21 protein-coding genes are annotated in these 21,106 nt (G+C 39.2%); 6 read left to right on the plus strand and 15 right to left on the minus strand.

What is annotated here, in order from left to right:
• Window positions 1–83 precede the first annotated feature (83 nt).
• A complete protein-coding gene (cyoE, locus tag AC1VU3_RS04820; protein WP_480390013.1) occupies window positions 84–1,007 on the minus strand; it encodes a heme o synthase in 924 nt (307 codons plus the stop codon).
• 323 nt (window positions 1,008–1,330) lie between these two features.
• Here cyoE and AC1VU3_RS04825 point away from each other — a divergent pair, with 323 nt between their 5' ends.
• The gene (locus tag AC1VU3_RS04825; protein WP_480390012.1) at window positions 1,331–2,242 is read left to right on the plus strand and encodes a COX15/CtaA family protein; all 912 of its coding nucleotides are present in this window, start codon (window positions 1,331–1,333) and stop codon (window positions 2,240–2,242) included.
• A 1,072-nt stretch (window positions 2,243–3,314) separates the two neighbouring features.
• Here the strand turns inward: AC1VU3_RS04825 and pyc are convergent.
• The 3 genes from pyc to AC1VU3_RS04840 all read right to left on the minus strand — a co-directional run bounded on the left by pyc (window position 3,315) and on the right by AC1VU3_RS04840 (window position 8,302).
• Window positions 3,315–6,755 (minus strand): pyruvate carboxylase, encoded by a 3,441-nt coding sequence (gene pyc, locus AC1VU3_RS04830; RefSeq protein WP_482982929.1) that lies wholly within the window; start codon window positions 6,753–6,755, stop codon window positions 3,315–3,317.
• Window positions 6,756–6,767: 12 nt separating this feature from the next.
• A complete protein-coding gene (locus AC1VU3_RS04835) occupies window positions 6,768–7,934 on the minus strand; it encodes an FtsW/RodA/SpoVE family cell cycle protein (RefSeq protein WP_480390010.1) in 1,167 nt (388 codons plus the stop codon).
• A gap of 86 nt (window positions 7,935–8,020) precedes the next feature.
• Complete coding sequence (locus AC1VU3_RS04840) at window positions 8,021–8,302, minus strand: Fpa/YlaN family protein (RefSeq protein WP_480390009.1); 282 nt, start codon at window positions 8,300–8,302, stop codon at window positions 8,021–8,023.
• Between the two features lie 172 nt (window positions 8,303–8,474).
• On the opposite strand from AC1VU3_RS04840, the gene AC1VU3_RS04845 reads away from it, so the two are divergent.
• Both AC1VU3_RS04845 and AC1VU3_RS04850 read left to right on the plus strand, forming a co-directional pair.
• Complete coding sequence (locus AC1VU3_RS04845) at window positions 8,475–8,972, plus strand: P-loop NTPase family protein (RefSeq protein WP_482982930.1); 498 nt, start codon at window positions 8,475–8,477, stop codon at window positions 8,970–8,972.
• Between the two features lie 11 nt (window positions 8,973–8,983).
• Window positions 8,984–9,187 carry a YlaI family protein gene (locus AC1VU3_RS04850; RefSeq protein WP_482982931.1) on the plus strand — a complete coding sequence of 68 codons (204 nt, stop codon included), beginning with the start codon at window positions 8,984–8,986 and terminating at the stop codon, window positions 9,185–9,187.
• 63 nt (window positions 9,188–9,250) lie between these two features.
• On the opposite strand, the gene AC1VU3_RS04855 is transcribed toward AC1VU3_RS04850, so the two are convergent.
• The 3 genes from AC1VU3_RS04855 to typA form a co-directional block, all read right to left on the minus strand.
• Entirely contained in the window at window positions 9,251–9,391 is a 141-nt protein-coding gene (locus tag AC1VU3_RS04855) for a hypothetical protein (RefSeq protein ID WP_482982932.1), read from the minus strand.
• 230 nt (window positions 9,392–9,621) lie between these two features.
• Entirely contained in the window at window positions 9,622–9,945 is a 324-nt protein-coding gene (locus tag AC1VU3_RS04860; protein WP_480390005.1) for a YlaH-like family protein, read from the minus strand.
• 21 nt (window positions 9,946–9,966) lie between these two features.
• Window positions 9,967–11,814 carry a translational GTPase TypA gene (typA, locus tag AC1VU3_RS04865; RefSeq protein WP_480390004.1) on the minus strand — a complete coding sequence of 616 codons (1,848 nt, stop codon included), beginning with the start codon at window positions 11,812–11,814 and terminating at the stop codon, window positions 9,967–9,969.
• A gap of 104 nt (window positions 11,815–11,918) precedes the next feature.
• Between typA and AC1VU3_RS04870 the strand changes: the two genes are divergently transcribed.
• Entirely contained in the window at window positions 11,919–12,104 is a 186-nt protein-coding gene (locus AC1VU3_RS04870) for a YlaF family protein (RefSeq protein WP_480390003.1), read from the plus strand.
• Between the two features lie 110 nt (window positions 12,105–12,214).
• On the opposite strand, the gene AC1VU3_RS04875 is transcribed toward AC1VU3_RS04870, so the two are convergent.
• The gene (locus AC1VU3_RS04875; RefSeq protein WP_482982933.1) at window positions 12,215–13,009 is read right to left on the minus strand and encodes an inositol monophosphatase family protein; all 795 of its coding nucleotides are present in this window, start codon (window positions 13,007–13,009) and stop codon (window positions 12,215–12,217) included.
• A gap of 90 nt (window positions 13,010–13,099) precedes the next feature.
• The gene (locus tag AC1VU3_RS04880; RefSeq protein ID WP_480390001.1) at window positions 13,100–13,297 is read right to left on the minus strand and encodes a hypothetical protein; all 198 of its coding nucleotides are present in this window, start codon (window positions 13,295–13,297) and stop codon (window positions 13,100–13,102) included.
• A gap of 158 nt (window positions 13,298–13,455) precedes the next feature.
• Between AC1VU3_RS04880 and AC1VU3_RS04885 the strand changes: the two genes are divergently transcribed.
• Window positions 13,456–14,085: a YktB family protein gene (locus AC1VU3_RS04885; RefSeq protein WP_480390000.1), complete on the plus strand. Its 630-nt coding sequence runs from the start codon at window positions 13,456–13,458 to the stop codon at window positions 14,083–14,085.
• An 80-nt stretch (window positions 14,086–14,165) separates the two neighbouring features.
• Here AC1VU3_RS04885 and AC1VU3_RS04890 read toward each other — a convergent pair whose 3' ends face one another.
• Window positions 14,166–14,435: a UPF0223 family protein gene (locus tag AC1VU3_RS04890; protein WP_480389999.1), complete on the minus strand. Its 270-nt coding sequence runs from the start codon at window positions 14,433–14,435 to the stop codon at window positions 14,166–14,168.
• Between the two features lie 13 nt (window positions 14,436–14,448).
• On the minus strand, window positions 14,449–15,408 hold the full coding sequence (locus AC1VU3_RS04895) for an NAD(P)H-dependent flavin oxidoreductase (protein ID WP_480389998.1): 960 nt from the start codon (window positions 15,406–15,408) through the stop codon (window positions 14,449–14,451).
• Between the two features lie 161 nt (window positions 15,409–15,569).
• Here AC1VU3_RS04895 and AC1VU3_RS04900 point away from each other — a divergent pair, with 161 nt between their 5' ends.
• On the plus strand, window positions 15,570–17,039 hold the full coding sequence (locus tag AC1VU3_RS04900) for an aminotransferase class I/II-fold pyridoxal phosphate-dependent enzyme (RefSeq protein WP_480389997.1): 1,470 nt from the start codon (window positions 15,570–15,572) through the stop codon (window positions 17,037–17,039).
• A gap of 140 nt (window positions 17,040–17,179) precedes the next feature.
• Here AC1VU3_RS04900 and AC1VU3_RS04905 read toward each other — a convergent pair whose 3' ends face one another.
• The 4 genes from AC1VU3_RS04905 to lpdA all read right to left on the minus strand — a co-directional run bounded on the left by AC1VU3_RS04905 (window position 17,180) and on the right by lpdA (window position 21,106).
• On the minus strand, window positions 17,180–17,854 hold the full coding sequence (locus tag AC1VU3_RS04905) for an LrgB family protein (protein WP_480389996.1): 675 nt from the start codon (window positions 17,852–17,854) through the stop codon (window positions 17,180–17,182).
• Complete coding sequence (locus AC1VU3_RS04910) at window positions 17,851–18,228, minus strand: CidA/LrgA family protein (protein ID WP_480389995.1); 378 nt, start codon at window positions 18,226–18,228, stop codon at window positions 17,851–17,853. Before AC1VU3_RS04910 ends, AC1VU3_RS04905 begins: the two co-directional genes overlap by 4 nt.
• Before the next feature lie 431 nt (window positions 18,229–18,659).
• Window positions 18,660–19,475 carry a polysaccharide deacetylase family protein gene (locus AC1VU3_RS04915; protein ID WP_480389994.1) on the minus strand — a complete coding sequence of 272 codons (816 nt, stop codon included), beginning with the start codon at window positions 19,473–19,475 and terminating at the stop codon, window positions 18,660–18,662.
• Window positions 19,476–19,693: 218 nt separating this feature from the next.
• Window positions 19,694–21,106 carry a dihydrolipoyl dehydrogenase gene (lpdA, locus tag AC1VU3_RS04920; protein WP_480389993.1) on the minus strand — a complete coding sequence of 471 codons (1,413 nt, stop codon included), beginning with the start codon at window positions 21,104–21,106 and terminating at the stop codon, window positions 19,694–19,696.

Consider the following 21,106-nt stretch of genomic DNA (forward strand, 5'->3'; position numbering starts at 1 on the left):
CTTTCATTATTGTGTTCATGTGCATTTGGACTGTGGTTCAGTTTTATATGAATTCTTAACAATTAAAGAAAGAATTCCAGTAGTTAAACAAAAATAGAAATGATGATCATGGAAACAAAAAGAATAGTCATATAGTTTAATGAATATATGAACATACCAGTAGACCATTTGATATCATCTTTTGCACGGAAGCCTTTTAGTGCTAGCACGAGCCATCCAATATTTAATGCTGTAGCAATTACTAGAAAAGCAATACCTAGCTCCTTAAGTAGGAACGGCAAAGGGAATAAGAGTATTACCCAAGCTAGCATAGACACTTTTGTGCGTTTAAAGCCTTTCACAACCGGTAGCATTGGTATGTTTGCAGCTCGGTATTCATCCGTACGCTTCATTGCTAATGCATAAAAATGTGGTGGTTGCCATACAAACATGATTAGAAACAATCCGAAAGCACCGATACCCAAACTTGGTTCTACTGCAGCCCAACCGATTACCGGTGGAATGGCACCAGAGATACTACCAACGATTGTATTACTGACATGTCTTCTTTTTGACCACATAGAATATAAAACTACATAACTAAAAATACCCGCCAGTCCCCAAACTCCCGCAGAAGTTGAAGCCATAAATAAAAAGATTTCACCTACAACCAATAAAGAGAAAGAAGTTATCAGCACGGCTGATGGTGTAAATCTCCCTGTAACTGTCGGTCTTCCTTTTTTACTTTTCATCACTGGATCAATATCGCGATCAATATAATTATTCATCGCTGCCGATCCCGCAATAATAAAAGCAGAACCAAAAAGAGTAAAAAAGAGTAAATCTAACTCTTGTAGAAAACTGCGATTCGTAAATTGAAAAGCCAACCATAAGCCTGTAAAGGTAGTTACCAAATTTGAATTTACTATTCCAATTTTTATTAATGAAAGGAAGTCTTTCAAAAATGATGTAGTTACTGGGTCCCTCTTCGTTTCGTTTGTAGCGGTGATAGAATGACCATTTGACATGCTGCCCCTCCTTTCATAGTTGTAAGCATATTCCGCTACTTAATACTATATCGAAAATTCTTTACAATTTCTAGAGTCAAAAGAGATTTCCGAATTATAGCACTAATTCCTAAGATTGCTTACAATCATAACAATAGTAAATCATTTCCGCTATCTCTGCGTTGCTTAGAAGGGGCAATTTTATGAACAATTTGTGAATTGATGATTTCCCAGCAATCTGTTCAAATGTTAAACATTGTTTTTTCTTGTCGGTTTCGATATTATCAAGTAGCAGATTGCTTTAATAGAAAGCATTTAAATCAACATATAAAGTAGGTGAAGTATTGCATTATAATAAATATCTTAAATGGTTAGCTGTTGCTTCAACAATCGGTATGCTCCTAATTCTATTAGGTGGTGCCCTTGTAACGAAAACAGATAGCGGGATGGGTTGCGGAAGACATTGGCCAGGCTGTAATGGACAGCTGATTCCAGATGTAATCACAGCAGAAGTATTAATAGAATTTTCCCATCGATTAGTTACAGGTGCAGTGGGTATATTAATTGCAGCTTTATCTATATGGTCATGGCGTGCATTAGGACATGTTAGGGAAACAAAATTTCTATCTTTTATGGCATTATTTTTCTTAATACTACAGGCCTTGATTGGTGCAGCACAAGTATTATGGGGTCAAGGTGACTTTATACTTGCTCTTCACTTTGGAATCTCCTTAATTTCCTTTGCAGCAGTATTACTTCTAACTCTCTTAATATTTGAAGTAGATAAAAAGTTTAATGCTGATAAAGTGAGAATAGGAAAGACGCTGAAATTCCATACAATCGGTGTAATTTTATATTCTTATATCGTTATCTATACAGGCGCTCTAGTGAGACATACCGAATCAAGCTTGATTTGTAACGATTGGCCACTATGTAACAACGAGAGCTTTGCACTTCCTTCTAATTTATACGAATGGGTGCAGATGGGACATCGTTTAGCTGCTGGACTAATATTTATTTGGATATTAATCATTGCTATTCATGTCATAAAGCATTATAAAGATCAAAAGGTAGTATATTGGGGCTGGATTATCGCCTTAATTCTAGTAAGCTGCCAGGTAACAACCGGAGCTATCGTTGTCTTTACGAAACTCAACCTTTACATTGCATTATTACACTCATTATTCATATCACTCCTATTCGGACTGCTATGTTATATGGTATTATTGCTATCTCGTAGTAAAATAAAAGAATAGAAAACTAAGCTGTACGGAATAAACCGTACAGCTTTTCTTTACCCCATATTTTAGTAGATTAATACACAACCATTCTCCCCTTTTTTAAACCAAACACATACCAATTCCCTACAAAACAGCTTATATATCTATCTACCATCAAAAGCAATCATAAAAAAGCTTTAGACAAAGCAGCCTCGGCAACTCCTATAGAAACAGGGTGATGCGTGAGCGATAGCACCCTGTGATAGTGTTTAGCTATGGCTCATTCTAAACAGGAAAAGTGTCCGCCTAAAGCGATTTCACTTTCTTTATCTCCACATGTCTAATAGTAGTGGCCAATCCCTCATTATCTTCACCTCAGAAGTGACAGGCAGCTTTGACTTACTTTAGGGCTGGAAAACTAAGAACGACATGTCGTGTGACAACGTTTCCCTGACCAACATCCTATTGGCCTCACGGAAAGCGTCTGACACAACGGAGAACCTGGAATCATAAGAATTAGAAAGAAAAAAGGGTGGTCAAGCCCCCTTCCTTTCTTGATAAGTAGTGTTATTCATTCTAATATTGATTGATTAAAATTCATTAATAGAAGGAAGTACTACTGGTTCGTAGCAGCGGCGGCGACTCCTGCGGGAGCAGGGTGATAGGTAAGACAGCACAGCCACTCGCGTAAGAGTTGGGTGCTTACTTCCGGAAAGCATCTAAGCAGTGGAACCTAGAGTCTTAGAAATCTGAATGAAGAAAAGCAGACGACCAGCCAATTTCTTTATTGATAAGTTTTATTCTTTCTGATATTTATTATTAAAATTCATTTAAATTTATAGAAGATAACACTATTTGGTTCGGAGCAGCGTCGGCGACTCCTGTGGGAGCAGGGTGGTAGGTAAGACAGCACAACCACGCGCGTTAGCGATGGGTGCTGGCTTACCACGCCCCCACGGAAAGCGTCCGACGCAGCGGAGAACCAGCGGTTCAAAATAAAAAAGCACTTACGATCCCATCATCCAGATAGAATCATAAGCGCTCATTTAATTTGCCCTAACCCAATATTTTGGTATAGGCACTAACTTACTTTAATATATAGACAGCCTTATTGTCTTTCCATTTCAATTAGCAAATCACCTGTTTGGATGCCTTCTCCAGCACCTACATAAATCTCTTTCACGATTCCATCATATGGAGCTTGAACCGTCGTCTCCATCTTCATCGCTTCCGTAATTAGTAGATGCTCTCCTCGTTTCACGGAATCACCTTTTGACACAACTACCTTCAATACAGTCCCAGGCATCGTTGCGCCAATATGGCTTTCATTCGTTACATCCGCTTTTGGTTTCGTCAGATGAGTCGTTTCCATATTCATATCTTGTATCGTAATCTCACGTGGCTGACCATTTAACTCAAAATAAATGATACGATTGCCTTCTGCTGTAGGCTCACTAATCGATACAAGCTTAATCATTAGCGTCTTTCCAACCTCTATTTCGACTTCAATCTCTTCTCCAAGATTCATACCATATAAGAAGGTTGGCGTATCTAACACGGACACATCACCAAAGTTTTTCACTGTGGCGCAATATTCGTCGAATACCTTTGGATAAAGCGTATAGGCAAGAACCTCTTGACAAGAAACAGGTCTACCCATCTTTTCAAATAGTTGTTTTTCAATCTCTTCAAAGTTGACTGGCTCTAATAATTCACCAGGTCTTACCGTGATAGGCTTGCGATCTTTTAAGATGACTTTTTGTAGCTCTGCCGGGAAGCCACCATATGGTTGCCCAATATACCCTTCAAAAAATTCAATAACAGAGTCAGGGAAGTCTACCATTTTCCCTCTCGTAATCACTGAAATTTCATCTAGATTATTTTGTACCATAAATAAAGCCATGTCTCCCACAATCTTAGAAGATGGGGTTACTTTTACTACATCCCCGAACAATAGATTCACACGGGAATACATTTCCTTGACCTCTTCCCATCTGTCACCTAAGCCGACTGCCTTTGCTTGCTGTTGAAGATTGCTATACTGTCCACCTGGCATTTCGTGTACATAGATTTCTGTATGTGGGCTCATCATGCCACTTTCAAAGTCTTTGTAGTATTTACGAACGCCTTCCCAATAGCCAGATAGCTTTTCAAAGGATTGCACATCTCCAATAATCTCTCGTGAACTGCCTTTCATCGCATAGCTCAAGCTGCTTGCACTTGGCTGTGAGGTTAAACCAGCCATAGAACTTAGAGCAGTGTCTAAAATATCTACTCCTGCATCGATTGCCTTTGCATATGTGTAAATACCATTTCCACTTGTGTCGTGCGTATGAAGGTGAATTGGTATATCCACTGTCTCCTTTAGCTCGCTAACTAGACGATATGCTGCCTCCGGTTTTAACAAACCAGCCATATCTTTAATTGCCAGAATATGTGCCCCTAGCTGCTCTAGTTCCTTCGCCATGTCCTTATAATATTGAATTGTATATTTACTTCTTGAAGGGTCTAAAATGTCTCCTGTATAACAAATAGCTGCTTCTGCAATCTTTCCGGACTGTCGAGTAGCATCAATCGCTACTTCCATCCCTTTAATCCAGTTCAAGCTGTCGAATATACGGAATACGTCCACACCTGCTTCTGCAGAGCGTTGAATAAACTCACGAATCACATTATCTGGATAGTTTTTATATCCTACTGCATTTGCTCCACGGAAAAGCATTTGGAACAACACATTCGGAATCATTTCGCGCATTTTAATCAAGCGATCCCATGGATTTTCTTTTAAGAATCGGTATGCAACATCGAAAGTTGCTCCTCCCCACATTTCAAAGGAGAACAGGTCATGCATCCCTCTAGCAGATTGCTTTGCTATCGCATACATGTCATAGGATCTAACACGTGTTGCTAATAACGACTGATGAGCATCGCGGAATGTCGTGTCTGTTAACAGAACGTTTTTTTGATCCTTCACCCACTTCATCAGACCTTCTACACCCTGCTGCTCTAAAATATCCTTTGTTCCTGCAGGAGGTGCCTCTGATAAATCGAAGTTTGGTATCGTTGTCTGTTCAAATGCTGGCTTACCCTTTTGCTCAATTCCTGGGAAGCCGTTTACAGTCACGTTTCCTATGTAGTTCAGCAACTTCGTGCCACGGTCTTTTTTAGTCGGGAATAAAAACAACTCTGGTGTTGTATCGATGAAGCTAGTATTAAATTGACCTGATAAAAACGATGGGTGCTTAACAACATTCTCTAAGAAAGGAATATTCGTTTTAATTCCTCTAATACGGAACTCCTGTAAATTCCGGTCCATCTTCGCTGCTGCTTCTTTAAAGGACATTCCCCATGTAGAAACCTTTACTAAAAGAGAATCGTAATAAGGGGATATAACTGCTCCCTGGAAACCATTTCCTGCATCTAGACGAACTCCAAAGCCACCGCCTGAGCGATAAACCATAAGCTTCCCAGTATCAGGCATGAAGTTATTTAGTGGATCCTCTGTAGTAACACGAGACTGAATGGCATAACCAAATAACGGAATATCCTCCTGCTTCGGTATGTTCATATCCTCGCTATTTAAAGACAATCCATCGGCAATTTTAATTTGCGCATGGACAATATCAATCCCTGTAATCATTTCAGTAATTGTATGCTCCACCTGAATACGTGGATTTACTTCGATGAAATAAAATTCATTGTCCGTAACCAAAAACTCTACAGTACCTGCATTAACATATCCAACATTATTCATTAGCTTGACTGCCGCCCGACAGATTTCATCTCTTAGCTGTGGGCTCAATGAATTAGAAGGTGCAATTTCTACTACCTTTTGATGTCTTCTTTGAATAGAACAATCACGCTCGTACAGGTGAAGAAGATTTCCTTCTTTGTCACCAAGGATTTGAACCTCTATATGCTTTGGCTTATCAATAAATCTTTCAACATAAACCTCGTCTGAGCCAAATGCTGCTTTAGCCTCTGATTTCGCACGCTCATAAGCACTCTCCAGCTCCTCCTTCGAAGGCACCACGCGCATTCCACGTCCGCCTCCACCTAAGGAAGCCTTAATCATCAGAGGGTAACCATGCTTTTCTCCAAAGGCTCTCATTTCCTCTAGGCTTCCAACCGGACCGTCACTACCAGGTATAACTGGAATTCCAGCATTTATTGCCTGCTCACGTGCCTTTACTTTATCTCCAAACATATCTAAATGTCTCGATTCAGGTCCAATAAAAATGATCCCTTCCTCTTCACATCTTCTAGCAAACTCAACATTTTCTGATAGGAATCCATACCCCGGATGGATAGCATCTGCATTACTCTTCTTGGCAATCCGAATAATATCTTCTATATCTAGATAAGCATCAATCGGTTTCTTCCCTTCTCCAACCAGATAGGATTCATCTGACTTAAAGCGGTGGAAAGCTCCACTGTCTTCTTTGGAATATACCGCAACCGTACGTAAGTTTAACTCCGTACATGCACGGAAAATTCGAATAGCAATTTCTCCTCTGTTTGCTACTAATATTTTCTTGATATTATTCATTCACTGCACCCCTTATTGTTTTGACTTTTCTAACTTAACAAACATAGAAACATTCATCAAAATCCCCATTGCGATTGATAACAGAATGACTGACGTACCACCATAGCTGATAAATGGTAATGGTACACCCGTTAATGGGATAAGTCCTAGCATTCCTCCTAGATTCACGAATGTTTGAAAACCTATTATACTGGCTATCCCAGCAGCTATCATTCTTGCTTGAGGATCCTTTGTGGTTATGCTGATTGAAATGGCTTTAAAAACCAGAAAAAATAATCCTAGTAAAACAACAAGCACACCTATCAGTCCTAGCTCCTCTGCAATGATGGCCATGATAAAATCTGTATGTGGCTCTGGCAGGTAACCAAACTTCTGATTCGAATTGCCGAGTCCCAAACCTTTAAGCCCACCTGACCCAATTGCGATATAGCCATTGACAATCTGATAGCCGAAATTAAGTTCGTCTGCAAAAGGATTAAAAAACGCTTCTAATCTTCCTAACCGTCGCTCCGTCAGCAAAGAATCCTTTAATAGGTAAATAACTAACAAACCGAATGCTATTACAATACTAACTAACCCTATCATTTTAGCAAAATACTTAAATTTAATTCCACTAACAGCTATAACTGAAACCGCCACAAAGCAAATAATTAAAGTATTTCCGATATCTGTTTCAAGCATTACGGATACAAATACACCTAGAAGGACCAGTAACGGAGGACCAACTGATTCATTTAATTTATTGATAGTACCTGCTTGATATTTTTTAGTAAAGATAGCCGCAAAATAAAGAACAATCACGATTTTTGCGACTTCCGACGGTTGGATATTCCCAAAGCCGAGGTGAATCCAGCTTTGAGATCCACTTTCCCCACCAGAACCGATAAAATGTACTAACAACAGCAAGGTAAACATGACACCAAGCATTAGCATCATCATCGGCTTACTTTTATAATGCTTATAAGGAAAAATAGACGCGAGAAAAAACGCTGGAAGAGAGATTGCGAGATTCAGCTTTTGGTTATTAAAAAAGACATCCGGCTCCCAACCATACTTGATTACAGCCCAGCCCATACTTGCGCTATAAATCATCACTAGTCCGAACAAGCAAAGAGACAAATAGACAAAAAACAATGGGTAGTCGAAGTGTTTAAAGTATCGTTTGAAATATGTAATCATTTTAACTCCTTGTTTGTACTTAATAAAAAACCTCGTGAAAATACTATAGAAAAAAACTCAAACACGACTTGTTTGAGTTTGTTAATTTATTTTTCTGTATGGATTTCGTGTAAAACAGACAGTTCTTTCTCCAAGGAGGCCATAATTTCTCTACCCTCTTCTTTTTCAAGAAGGCCAAGCTTTACAGCAAAGTCTATTTCACGAGACAAACCAAACATTTGCGTATCAAGAACCTCTTCATATAGAGGACATTGTGGCATTGTCAGATTATCCATTTGAACTTTTATCAATTGAGCTATCTTTTCAGCATCTTTTTTAAGAAGCTCCAATGCTTTCTCCTTATAGGAAACCTGTATATTTGTATCCATGAGGACGCCCCCATTATTTTTATTTCTGTTCTTTAACTTCCTAAAGTGTATCTTTGAAATGAAAAAAATGCAAGTGTTCTATCATGTATAATAGGGAGATAATGAATATTTCTTTAGAAGTTTTCAATTTCCTTGTATACTTATAACTAGAAAGATGAAGGAGGCAATTTTGATGGAATTTATCATTCCTATAAAGGGTTCAGTGAAATTTAGTATTACACTTGACCCATCGGTTTGGATCTTTGATGATCGTAAAATAGATTTAGATGAATACTTCGAAGGAAAATACGAGTATAAAGATGAGTCAGAAGAATATACAAAAGTCACCTCTGCCCATTGGTCTCGTGAAATTATAGAAGGAGCCGTATTTCCTCCTACTTTAAAGTCCGAAAAGAAATATGAAAGAACAAAATTACTAACCAATACCTATGGAATTGATTTAAAGCAATTCATCTTAAACGCAGAACCAAATAAAGACGCAACTACTTTAGTCATTGAAACGGCTAATGGAGAGCATAAGCTTGCGCTAGATGATTTAGACAGTATTCTCATGAAATTTAGTCACAAAGGAAAGCCTTTAAAGGAGGATGGACCTGTCCATATTATTTATAAAGACGGTTCAAACCTTAATAATCCCATCAAACAAATCACAGCATTTCGTGTAGAGTAGGAGCTGATGAAATGAAGGTACAATGTGTCATTTGCGATAAAATCGATGAGCTACCACACGACCTACCTCTAGCTAAAAAGCTTCGAAATCGCCCCATTCATACGTATATGTGCACTATTTGTCACCAACGTATTGAAGAAAGAACGAAAGAACGTCTAGCAACTGGGAACTTCCACTTCTACAGAAGCTCACGTTTAATAGAAAACGATTTCTAACCCAAAATAACCACACCCTCTTTATCTAAAAAGAGGATGTGGTTTTCTATTGGTAAAACGAGCCTAAAAGTTGACTTTCGCAAGTAAATCTATTGGAACCGTACGTAACCTCATCACGACTGCAAGTAAAGGCTCCGCCTCCGCAAGTAACCAACTCACAGGCGCACATATTATCTCTACGACCACACGTATTGGAAGAGACATGGGAATACACTCCACTTTTTGCTGCAAAAAGTGGCCATCTCCAAAGAGTCTGTCTAGCTGGCTAAGTGGTAGCGGTCCATCCTTTTCGACTAGTAACTACCAGTCACAAAATATTTTCACCAATATATTCCCATTCTAAATTCAAATCACCGTTTTACTACCCAAGTTAGATTTCACTTACTATTTTCATACGAAAAAGCACTAAAATCCAAGGATTCTAGTGCTTTCTCTTAAGAAGCTGTGCCTCTTTTTTCTAGCTTCATTCGTGTTTTGTAAATAATCAAGATCAATGCTGCTACGATTAATCCTTCTACTACTGGAAGGAAAAAGGCTAGGAACGTTAGCATTAAGCATCCCAAAACTAAGAAGATATAAATCACTACGTTTTGGCTAAATTTCAGCTTTTTGGCAAAGCCTAGCTTATAAACAATCACGGATAACAAAAAGACGATGAAAAACAATACATAACCAGCCACATCGAAGTTTGGCATTACTTCATAGATATATCTAGCGATGCTTGACATCCTACCAAAAACAAATTGCTGCTCCTCCAAGGTTCTACACCCTTTCAGTTACTATTCCTGTTCAGCGTATTTCTTTTTCTTCGCCATACGTTCGCGCTCATTCTTATCAAGAATTTTTTTACGTAAGCGGATTGACTCAGGTGTTATTTCACAATACTCATCATCATTTAGATATTCTAGAGATTCCTCTAGAGACATTAGACGAGGCTTCTTAAGTGTTGTTGTTTGTTCTTTATTAGCAGAACGAATGTTGTTTGCTGCTTTCACTTTTGTGATATTCACTGTTAAGTCATTATCACGTGTATGCTCTCCAACAATCATTCCTTCATAGATTTCTGTTCCTGGCTCTACGAAGATAGTTCCACGATCTTCTACTCCTTGAATTCCGTAAGTAGATGCTGCACCTGTTTCCATTGAAACAAGAACCCCTTTAGATCTGCCTCCTACACGACCAGGTGCCATTGGCTTGTACTCTTCAAAAGTATGGTTGATAATTCCATAACCACGAGTTAGGGTAAGGAATTCTGTTGTATAACCGATTAATCCACGAGCTGGCACTAAGAAGATAAGACGTACTTGGCCGCTTCCGTTATTGATCATATCTAGCATTTCACCTTTACGTACACCGATAGATTCAATAATTGATCCAACGTTTTCTTCAGGCACGTCTATTTGAACACGTTCTACTGGCTCACAACGAACCCCGTCAATGACCTTCACGATAACCTCTGGCTTGGAAACTTGAAGCTCAAAGCCTTCACGACGCATGTTCTCAATTAAAATAGATAAATGCAATTCTCCACGACCAGATACAACCCAAGCATCCGGAGAATCTGTTGGATCTACACGTAAAGATACGTCCGTTTGCAGCTGTGCATCCAAACGTTCTTGAATCTTACGAGCAGTTACCCATTTTCCTTCACGACCTGCAAATGGACTATTATTCACAAGGAACGTCATTTGTAGAGTCGGTTCGTCGATATGAAGAATCGGTAGAGCCTCTTGGTGCTCGATTGGACAAATGGTTTCTCCAACATTGATATCCTCCATACCAGAGATTGCAATCAAATCTCCTGCAGAAGCTTTTTGAATCTCTACTCGTTTCAATCCTAAGAAGCCAAAGATTTTTGTTACACGGAAGTTCTTTACAGAGCCGTCTAATTTCATTAGAGCTACTTGCTGTCCAACTTCGATAGTACCGCGGAAGACACGTCCGATACCGATACGACCAACATAGTCATTGTAATCAAGTAATGATACTTGGAACTGAAGTGGTTCCTCACTATTATCCACTGGTGCAGGAATCTGTTCTACAATTGCATCGTAAATAACTTGCATGTTTTCTTCTTGATCAGCAGGGTCATCTGAAAGACTCGCTGTTCCATTAATACCAGATGCATAGATAACAGGGAATTCTAATTGTTCGTCGTTTGCTTCTAATTCAATGAATAATTCAAGCACTTCATCTACCACTTCAGCAGGACGAGCAAAGTCTCGGTCAATTTTATTTACCACTACGATAGGTTTGATGTTTTGCTCAAGAGCCTTCTTCAACACAAATCGAGTTTGTGGCATACAACCTTCATATGCATCTACGATTAATAGAACACCGTCTACCATTTTCATAATACGCTCTACTTCTCCTCCGAAGTCAGCGTGTCCAGGTGTATCCAAAATGTTGATTTTGGTATCTTTATATTGAATGGCTGTATTTTTCGCTAGAATCGTAATACCACGCTCACGCTCAATATCACCAGAGTCCATTGCTCTTTCTTCTACATGCTCATTTGAACGGAACGTACCAGATTGTTTTAATAATTGGTCAACTAATGTAGTTTTTCCGTGGTCAACGTGTGCTATAATAGCTATGTTTCTTAAATCTTGACGTAATTTTGTCATATTTCCACTCCATATTCTTTTTTCGACTCCATAACTGTGTTATTATATCACAAGCGAGATTAAAGTAATAATTTTTTTCACTATTTTTTTGGAGGTTAACATAAATGGGTAATATTAAATGGATTTTCGTTCTGTTCTCCCTAGGTGCAATGCTTTCTATGGCCTTGATTGGAGTAGCTGTTGCACTACGCAATATACCACTGATCATCCTTTTCATCGTCTTGTTGTGTGTAGTAATGGGCTTTGGCTTTAAAACAAAGAAGCAAATGAGAGAAAAGGGCTTGTTATAGACTCCAATCATCTATAGAGTCAAATTGAATGAATAGCACTTATGATAAAAAATCATAAGTGCTTTCTTATTTCTGCACCAAACAGGGTATCTCCCATTACCTTGCCTCTTTTATTTCTTCCATAAAATATATTCAGATAACAATTGCTCATGTAAGCCAGGCTTCGAAACTAGGAAGGAGCCCTTCTTTAATAGATTGACAGATTCATTCTCCAAGGTTGAAACTATTGCCCCTACTTCTTTGGCAATGACCATGCCTCCTGCCACGTCCCACGGGCCTAACCGCATCGACATATAAGCATCTAACTTACCAGTTGCTACATAAGAGATTTCGATAGCAGCAGATCCCAGTGACCGAGTAGCTCGTGCATCCCGAAGTAGTGCAAGCATTCCATCATGCTCAATATATCGATTAGGAGCAATCCAACTAGCATTAACCCCGATAATCGCTTGGTCCACTGTCGTGCTTTCTAAAGGAGGAATTCTAATATCGTTCACATAAGCACCCTCATTAGCTGTAGCACTTACTAGCTCATCCTCCATCACGTTATAAATATACCCGAGTATCCCAACCCCATCTTTGTATATCCCCAAAGAAATCGCAAAGTTTCGCTTAAAATGAATAAAGTTAGTAGTTCCATCAATCGGATCGAGTATCCATACATACCCTTTTAAATCAGTAAAGGTATCCCCAAACCCTTCTTCTCCCAAAATGCGATGGTCTGGATAATCACTTCGAATATGGCGAATAAAAAACTGTTCGGTTTCTTTATCGATATTGGTTACTAAGTCATTTGCTGCTTCTTTTGATTCAATAATAAGTTCGGAAGAAAACGAATGCCGTATATTATTAGCTGCTTGTTTAATCAGCGATTTTGCATATTTATCTAAAGAATGTAAGTTCATCGACAGCTCCCCTTCTACAACCATTTCTTCTAGTATAAAGAAAAAAACACCTGCTGTCGTTTACTAGCATGGTGTCTTTTATTATTAGTGTCAGTCGAGTGCATTAAGCTCTTCTAACAGCTTGTGAATTTCTTTCAGCTGCTCCTTGGTATCGCTTATCTCTTCCTCATCGTTGTTTTGCATGGCCTCATATAAAGTTGCAAGCTGGTAATCCAACTCTAATTTCAAGGTCTGGATTTTTTCCTTCTCCATGTCATATTTTCGGATAATATGCACAACCTGTCTCATAGTTAACACACCTTTCTCCACTATAATTTCTTGAATATTTAGAACTTTTATTTTACATTATGCAACTGGTCGATATGTGTTAAATTAATTTAACTACTTACAAGATTTTTACCCATAAATTCGTTAAAATAAACATATAAAGTGAAAGGAGCCATGATATGAACAAAACTTTTTGGAACAAATCAGACTTTGAAGTATTCGAAATAGAGGGCTTAGAAAATAGGATGACCGCTTTAATTGAACGTATTCGCCCCAAATTTGAGAAATTAGGGGAAGTTTATAGCGGTTACTTTTCAGGAGTATTAGGAGATGAATATTTCCCACATGTCGCTAAACACGCACGACGTTCAGTCAATCCACCAAAGGATAGCTGGGTTGCCTTTGCACCGTATAAACGAGGCTACAAGGCTTTACCACATTTCCAAATTGGTTTATGGGGATCTCACCTCTTTATTATCCTGGCAGTTATTTATGAAGCTCCTGACAAAAAGGGGATTGCAGAGCGCTTACTAAGCAAACAAAATCTCTTTGCTAAATTACCTGAAGATTTTATCGTTTCAGGCGATCATATGAAGCCAGAAGCCTTTCCTATCCAAGAAGCAGGAAAAGACGGTGTAGAGGAGCTTTTAATTAGATTACGCGATGTGAAAAAAGGAGAGTTCCTAGTTGGAAAGCATATACCAAGGGAACAAGCGATCAAGTTAAGCGAAGAAGAATTCTTATCTATCGCAGAAGACACCTTTGATAAACTTCTTCCGATTTATAAAACAATGATTCAAATGAAATAATCAAGAATAGAAACCTCTACATAATCTCTAAAAAATATAGGCGTTCCAGAAGCATGGTGAACTTTGGAACGCCTTTCATTTTACCCTTTGATTATCGTATTATTATCTGATTCCTTCATCTTTTTAATAATTGGGTAGCTTGCATATCCGCTCTCTTTTTCAAAGTCGCGAAAATATGTTTTTTCCTCAGCGATCGAAGGAACTATCTCCTTGAATCGTCTATATTTTTCCATTAGTACCTCTCGTTTAATGCCTTTTTCATAGGCATCCTCTATTGCTTCAAAAAATTGGACAACATCCACTATTTCTTTCGTTGACCAATCCAATGAAAAAGGATAGCTATATTCCATGTCTTCATCTCTCCTATAGACTCCATTTTTTGCGTATGTCTGTTGCTTCCTGAACCATCCTATGGATAAGCTCCTCCGTCGTCGGAATATCCTTTATCATCCCAATCGCTTGACCTGCCCAGCCGAAGCCTTGATTGTCTAAGCCATTATAAATGAATTGCTTATTAGCTTCTCCACTTATATAGTCCTTCAGCTGGTCATAAGTAGGGTTTTCTTGCTCCAGTTTCAGGATTTTATCGGTCCATTCGTTTTTTAAGGCCCTTGCTGGCGCTCCTAACGATCTTTTTATAACGACCGTATCATTTTCTTCTTTCGTTAATATGGCTTGTTTATAGGCCTCAGATGCATGGATACATTCCTTTGTTGCAATAAATCTTGTACCCATTTCGATGCCCTCTGCTCCTAACGCATGCGCAGCCATCCAGCCACGGCCGTCCGCTATGCCACCCGAAGCTATGACGGGGATAGATACGGCATCTACTACCTGAGGAATTAATACCATTGATCCTACGTCATCTCTTCCAAGATGACCTCCACCTTCCTGACCAACTACCATTACTGCATCAGCACCTAATTGCTCTGCCTTTTTCGCTTGACGCTTTGCCGCAACAAGCACTAATTTTTTAATCTTGGTATTTGCCAGCTTTTCTAATAAAGGAGCAGGGTTTCCACCAGTCATAGAAATGACAGGGACATCTTCTTCTATCGCTACTTCCAACATATGCTCATATGGTTTTCCTGTTTGTCCAATCGCATAGTTTACTCCGAACGGCTTATCCGTTAGCGTCCTAACTCGATGAATTTCCGCTCGCAGCTCTTCAGGAGTTTTTAAACTCATGGCAGTGATTTGGCCAAGTCCTCCCGCATTAGAAACAGCTGCACAAAGATCAGAATATGCCAAATAAGCTAAACCACCTTGAATGATTGGATATTTTATTTGCAGCAACTCTGTAACTCTCGTTTGGAATGTCATAGTCTTTCCCCCTTTTCATCAGTGTAAAGAATCCTTTAGCAGGTTTCAAATACTAACATTTTTATAGTAATACTTTTCCTGAAATGCTATAATTCTCTTGTTTCAAAAAGTTCCAATTATATTAGTAGAATAAAAATTTCCGTATAGAGGTGGTATAAGAATTGTCACAATTAGAAACTCCTATTTTCGATGCGCTTTTAAAGCACCGAAATCGACACCCTATCCAGTTTCATATACCTGGTCATAAAAAAGGAAAAGGAGTAGACCCTGCATTTCGTGAATTTGTCGGCGATAATATCCTTTCTATAGATTTAATCAATATTGCTCCACTGGACGATTTACATTCTCCAAAAGGAGCAATAAAAAAAGCTCAGCAGCTAGCTGCAGAAGCATTTGGAGCAGATGAAACCTTCTTCTCTGTACAGGGAACAAGTGGTGCAATTATGACGATGATACTTACTATTTGCGGACCCGGAGACAAGCTACTCGTACCTAGGAACGTACACAAATCTATTATGTCTGCAATCGTTTTTGCGGGAGCGATCCCTGTGTTTATTCATCCAGAGGTAGACCAAGAGCTTGGTGTCTCCCATGGAATTTCTGTAGAGTCAGTAGAAAAGGCACTGGAAGCACATCCAGACGCTAAGGGACTTTTGGTGATTAATCCTACATACTTCGGTCTGGCAGCGGATTTAAAGAAGATTGTTGATTTAGCACATGCCAAAAACATTCCTGTTGTTGTCGATGAAGCTCATGGGGTTCATATTCATTTCCATGAAGCGCTACCGATCTCTGCTATGGAAGCTGGAGCAGACATGGCTGCGACCTCTGTGCATAAGCTAGGTGGCTCAATGACGCAAAGCTCCGTGCTAAACGTACGAGAAGGGTTGGTGTCCTCTAAAAGAGTACAATCGATCTTGTCCATGCTTACAACGACGTCCACTTCCTATCCGCTTTTGGCATCTTTAGATACTGCTAGAAGACAGCTTGCCATTCATGGAGAAGATTTGATTGGTGATGCCATTAGAATAGCAAAGGATACAAGAAAAAGAATCAATGCAATCCCCCATATCCGATGTGTGGGAGAAGAAATCTTAAAAACATCCGCAACGTATGATATGGATCCTACAAAGCTATTAATTAGCGTGAAAAATTTAGGAATCACCGGTTACGAGGCGGAAACATGGCTTCGAGAAAAAGCAAACATTGAAGTGGAGCTATCCGATTTATATAATATCTTGTGTTTAATTACTTTAGGAGATACAAAAAAAGAGGCAAACTTACTAGTAAACGCTCTTACTAGAATGGTAGCTGCACACGAATCAGAAGCAGCGGTTGTGGAGCCTTCTGTAACATTACCTGAAATCCCTGGTCTCGCTATGTCTCCAAGAGATGCATTCTATGCAACAACCGAGGCCATTCCCTTAGCCAAGGCAGCCGGCAGAATCTCTGCTGAATTTGTTATGGTCTATCCTCCTGGGATTCCTATTTTTATTCCCGGGGAAATAATTACTCAAAATAATATAAATTATATCCATATGAACCTTGAGGCTGGTTTACCGGTTCAAGGCCCCGAGGACGATACCTTAGAGATGATTCATGTAATTAAAGAGCAACAGCCGATATTTTAATGAGAAGTTTTAGACGGTCAAAAGTAAAACACCTATGATAAAAAATCGTAGGTGTTTTTAGATGTAATCATCTATTAGAATGACATTTTTGTAGAATAATTAGAAAACATAGCCTTTGCTATTTCGAAATACTTTTTGTTTCATAAAATTAACGCAAAGAGCGGTGAAACGAAAGCTCCAAAAATAGCGCTTAACGTCATTCCTACCGTTCCCATCGTTAAGGTTTCTTCACCATATTCGTTCAATTTAGTTAGCCCAATTCCGTGAGAGGCACTCCCCATAGAGATCCCTCGACTTACTGCACTTTCTATCCCACCATATCTAAATAATAGAGGTCCAAATAAAGCTCCTATCAGCCCGGCGATAATTACTAGAACTGCTGTCAACGTAGGGAGACCACCAATACTTTCACTAATTGGCATCGCTACAGGGGAAGTAATGGATTTGGGTAAAAACGAGAGTAAAACTTCTTTTTCGAAAGAAAAAATCTTAGATAAAATAGTTATACTAATCATGCCAGATAGCAATGCAACGAAAACACTCATCACTAAAGTCGGTAGATACTTTAGAAGCTTCTCTCTATGTATATAGAGCGGATATGCCATGCTAACAACCGCCGGCCCAAGCATTCCGTCAATCCATTTAGCACCTGACATATACGTCTCATAGGAAACATCTAGCAAACTCAAGATCATGACGGTTATAGTAGTCGTCGTTAAAATGGGCAGAAGCAACGGATAAGTAAATCTTCTATATACATACGTCATACCCACATACAGAAGAATGGTCCCTAAAATAACCACGATAGCTGTCATGAAGCCGTTTCCTCCTTCGCCCATTTCTTCAAAAAGAACTCACACACTCTCCCCGTTATAAAAATAGTGAAAATCGTACTTGCAATCAAAGAAAATAGCATAAGTCCTCCAGTCCAAGAAAGAAATTGAGGATATTTCATAATTCCCGCAGTAGCTGGAACGAAGAAAAGAGCAAGAAATGCTAACAAAAATCCTGCTCCATCTTTTATATAGCTAACAGGAATAATTTTCAGCTGTAAACAGATAAACAATAAAATCAGTCCAAGCATACTTCCAGGAAACGGAATAGAAAGCATCTCCACAATCAACGTTCCTAAGAAAGAGAATAGATATAAAAATACAATCTGAAATAGGATGAATACTATCTTTTTCATATAAGACCTCGAAAAGTTCCCCCTCCACTATTATGTAAGAATAGAAAATATTTTACGCTTATTCTGCCTACTTGTCTATGAATATAGTTCGTTTAGAAAACGGCCTAGGTAGACAGTTTTTTTGGGAAATGGTCACTTTTCGCTTGCAAAAAGTGGAGAGCATTCCCATGCTTTTTCCAATACAAGCGGTTTGTTGAACAATACGTGTGCTTGCAATTCAGTTACTTGCGGAGGCGGACCGGTTACTTGCGCTCGTGATGAGGTTACTTGCGGTTCCAGTAGATTTACTTGCGAATGTCAACCAAATTGCTAGCTACCGCTCCTGATCTAGCTAACCCTGGGTAGACAGGTTCTTTACAATCAACGCCTAATAAAAAAGCACCTACGATTCCCTACTATAAGTAGAATCGTAAATGCTTGTTACTGCCTGTTTAAAGTCCTTTAATTGTTTTAGGGTCGACAAAGCCAAAGCCTTTTGCTCGAAGACCTTCCACAATTTTCGGTAAGGCCGCCGCTGTCCACTCTCTATCATGCATCAGGAGATTTGCACCATTTGTTAAATAAGGTGTATTTACCATGATTTCTGCTAAGCTCTCGGCATCCATATATTGTTTTTCCCAATCGTAGCCATATGTCCAATTCATGAGGATCATGCCTTCTTGCTTTACAAGTGATTTACTAAAATCTGTATTTGCACCAAATGGAGCTCGGAAGAATTTGGGCTTTTCACCGATAATCTCTTCGATTGTTTTATTTAACTCCAAAATTTCATTTCGTTGCTGTTCCTCGGTACTATCTTTCAGATTTGCATGAGTTTGCGTGTGATTACCAATAGCAAAGCCTAGCTCATGGATTGTCTTTAGGTTCTTCTGTCCTTCTTCCGAATCAAGGAAGTGTCCATTTACAAAGAAAATGGCAGGAACCTCTAACTCTTTTAATGTTTTGGCCATTTCTACTGCATGCTTATCAGGCGCATCGTCAATCGTCATTAGTACAACCTCGGGATCAGCATCCGCAATAGGATCTAGCGTCCAGTTGGCAGGATTAAGTTCATAGAGCTCTTCCACTTGTTCTACAGGTGGCTCTTCCTCTACAGTCTCTTTTTCTACAACTTGTTCTGTTTCAAGCTCTTGAGAAGTAGTTATTGTATCTTGTGGCTTTTCTTCCACCTCTTTTGCTTCTTCACCACTACAAGCCCCTAACCCTAGTAACAAAGCTGCTAATAACATCTTAGTTGCATTTTTCATATGTATTCCTTCCCTTCTCTTTCTTCATTTTACCAATGTAGTTTCCCAGGTGACAGTGTATATATTCTCCATTCCCTATATTTTGGACAAAAAACAAGCATACATGCAGCTTATTAATACCCAAATATACCCGTGCTACCACTAGTCTATCTTGTTCCTATTTTAGGCAATAAAAAAAGTACGGAGAAAATATTCTCCGTACCCTTATGTGAAATAAATTATTTAGAGATAATGTGGATTGGGTGACCCATTACCACTTCTGCAGCTTCCATTGCAATTTCACCTAATGTTGGGTGAGCATGAATAGTCATCGCAATATCTTCTACAGTCATACCAGCTTCAATTGCAAGACCAAGCTCAGCAATCATGTCAGATGCTCCTTGACCTACAATTTGTGCACCAAGTAATAAACCATCCTCTTTACGTGAAACAAGCTTCACGAAGCCTTCTGCAGCATTTAATGCAAGCGCACGGCCGTTAGCACCAAATGGGAATTTCCCTGCTACTACGTCAAAGCCTTGCTCTTTTGCTTGTGCTTCAGATAAACCTACTGTAGCAAGTTCTGGATCTGTGAAGCATACTGCTGGGATTGCTAGGTAATCTACAACAGAGGATTGACCAGCGATTGCTTCAGCAGCAACTTTTCCTTCATAAGAAGCTTTGTGTGCTAATTGAGGACCAGCAACAATATCTCCAATTGCATAAATGTTTGGAATGCTTGTGCGGCATTGTTTATCTACTTCAAGTAAACCGCGCTCAGCAAATTTGATGCCTAGCTCCTCTAAGCCGATTTCGTCTGTGTTTGGACGACGACCTACAGTTACTAATACATAATCAGCTTCCACTGATTTTTCTTCTCCTCCAGCTTCGTAAGTAACAGTAACGCCTGTTTCTGTTTCTACTACACCTTTAGCAGAAGCCTTCACGACTACATCTACGCCTTTTTTCTTCAAGCCTTTTTTCACGATAGTAGTCATTTGTTTTTCGAAACCAGCTAGGATATCGTCTCCACCTTCGATAATCGTAACTTGAGAACCAAGGTTTGCATAAGCAGAACCAAGCTCTGTTCCGATGTATCCTCCACCGATTACTACTAATTTCCCTGGGATTTCTTCAAGGTTTAATGCGCCAGTTGAGTTAATCACACGTTTTGTATATTTGAAAGTTGGAATTTCAACCGGACGAGATCCAGTTGCAATAATAGCGTTTTTGAATTTATATGTTTGAGCAGAAGACTCATCCATTACACGAACAGTATTCGCATCTACAAAATAAGCTTCTCCACTAACAACCTCTACGTTATTCCCTTTCAATAAGCCAGATACTCCACTAGTTAGTTTCTTTACAACACTATCCTTGAAAGCTTGTGCTTTTGAAAAGTCAATTTTTACGTCAGTTGCTGTAATACCCATATCATCAGAATGCTTTGCTTGTTCGAAACGGTGACCAACAGAAATCAATGCTTTTGATGGGATACACCCAACATTTAAGCACACTCCACCAATGTGTTCTTTTTCTACTACAACAACCTTTTGACCAGTTTGTGCAGCACGAATCGCCGCTACGTAACCTCCAGGTCCTGAACCAATTACCAAAGTATCTGTTTCAATCGGGAAATCTCCTACTACCAT

The organism is Psychrobacillus sp. Z16_25 (assembly GCF_056856695.1).

What these genes read in the sequence shown, in the direction of transcription:
- cyoE (WP_480390013.1), bottom strand. Translation starts at nt 1,007, where the DNA reads ATGTCAAATGGTCATTCTATCACCGCTACAAACGAAACGAAGAGGGAC.
- pyc (WP_482982929.1), bottom strand. Translation starts at nt 6,755, where the DNA reads ATGAATAATATCAAGAAAATATTAGTAGCAAACAGAGGAGAAATTGCT.
- AC1VU3_RS04835 (WP_480390010.1), bottom strand. Translation starts at nt 7,934, where the DNA reads ATGATTACATATTTCAAACGATACTTTAAACACTTCGACTACCCATTG.
- AC1VU3_RS04840 (WP_480390009.1), bottom strand. Translation starts at nt 8,302, where the DNA reads ATGGATACAAATATACAGGTTTCCTATAAGGAGAAAGCATTGGAGCTT.
- AC1VU3_RS04845 (WP_482982930.1), top strand. Translation starts at nt 8,475, where the DNA reads ATGGAATTTATCATTCCTATAAAGGGTTCAGTGAAATTTAGTATTACA.
- AC1VU3_RS04850 (WP_482982931.1), top strand. Translation starts at nt 8,984, where the DNA reads ATGAAGGTACAATGTGTCATTTGCGATAAAATCGATGAGCTACCACAC.
- AC1VU3_RS04855 (WP_482982932.1), bottom strand. Translation starts at nt 9,391, where the DNA reads ATGTCTCTTCCAATACGTGTGGTCGTAGAGATAATATGTGCGCCTGTG.
- typA (WP_480390004.1), bottom strand. Translation starts at nt 11,814, where the DNA reads ATGACAAAATTACGTCAAGATTTAAGAAACATAGCTATTATAGCACAC.
- AC1VU3_RS04870 (WP_480390003.1), top strand. Translation starts at nt 11,919, where the DNA reads ATGGGTAATATTAAATGGATTTTCGTTCTGTTCTCCCTAGGTGCAATG.
- AC1VU3_RS04875 (WP_482982933.1), bottom strand. Translation starts at nt 13,009, where the DNA reads ATGAACTTACATTCTTTAGATAAATATGCAAAATCGCTGATTAAACAA.
- AC1VU3_RS04880 (WP_480390001.1), bottom strand. Translation starts at nt 13,297, where the DNA reads ATGAGACAGGTTGTGCATATTATCCGAAAATATGACATGGAGAAGGAA.
- AC1VU3_RS04885 (WP_480390000.1), top strand. Translation starts at nt 13,456, where the DNA reads ATGAACAAAACTTTTTGGAACAAATCAGACTTTGAAGTATTCGAAATA.
- AC1VU3_RS04890 (WP_480389999.1), bottom strand. Translation starts at nt 14,435, where the DNA reads ATGGAATATAGCTATCCTTTTTCATTGGATTGGTCAACGAAAGAAATA.
- AC1VU3_RS04895 (WP_480389998.1), bottom strand. Translation starts at nt 15,408, where the DNA reads ATGACATTCCAAACGAGAGTTACAGAGTTGCTGCAAATAAAATATCCA.
- AC1VU3_RS04905 (WP_480389996.1), bottom strand. Translation starts at nt 17,854, where the DNA reads ATGACAGCTATCGTGGTTATTTTAGGGACCATTCTTCTGTATGTGGGT.
- AC1VU3_RS04910 (WP_480389995.1), bottom strand. Translation starts at nt 18,228, where the DNA reads ATGAAAAAGATAGTATTCATCCTATTTCAGATTGTATTTTTATATCTA.
- AC1VU3_RS04915 (WP_480389994.1), bottom strand. Translation starts at nt 19,475, where the DNA reads ATGAAAAATGCAACTAAGATGTTATTAGCAGCTTTGTTACTAGGGTTA.
- lpdA (WP_480389993.1), bottom strand. Translation starts at nt 21,106, where the DNA reads ATGGTAGTAGGAGATTTCCCGATTGAAACAGATACTTTGGTAATTGGT.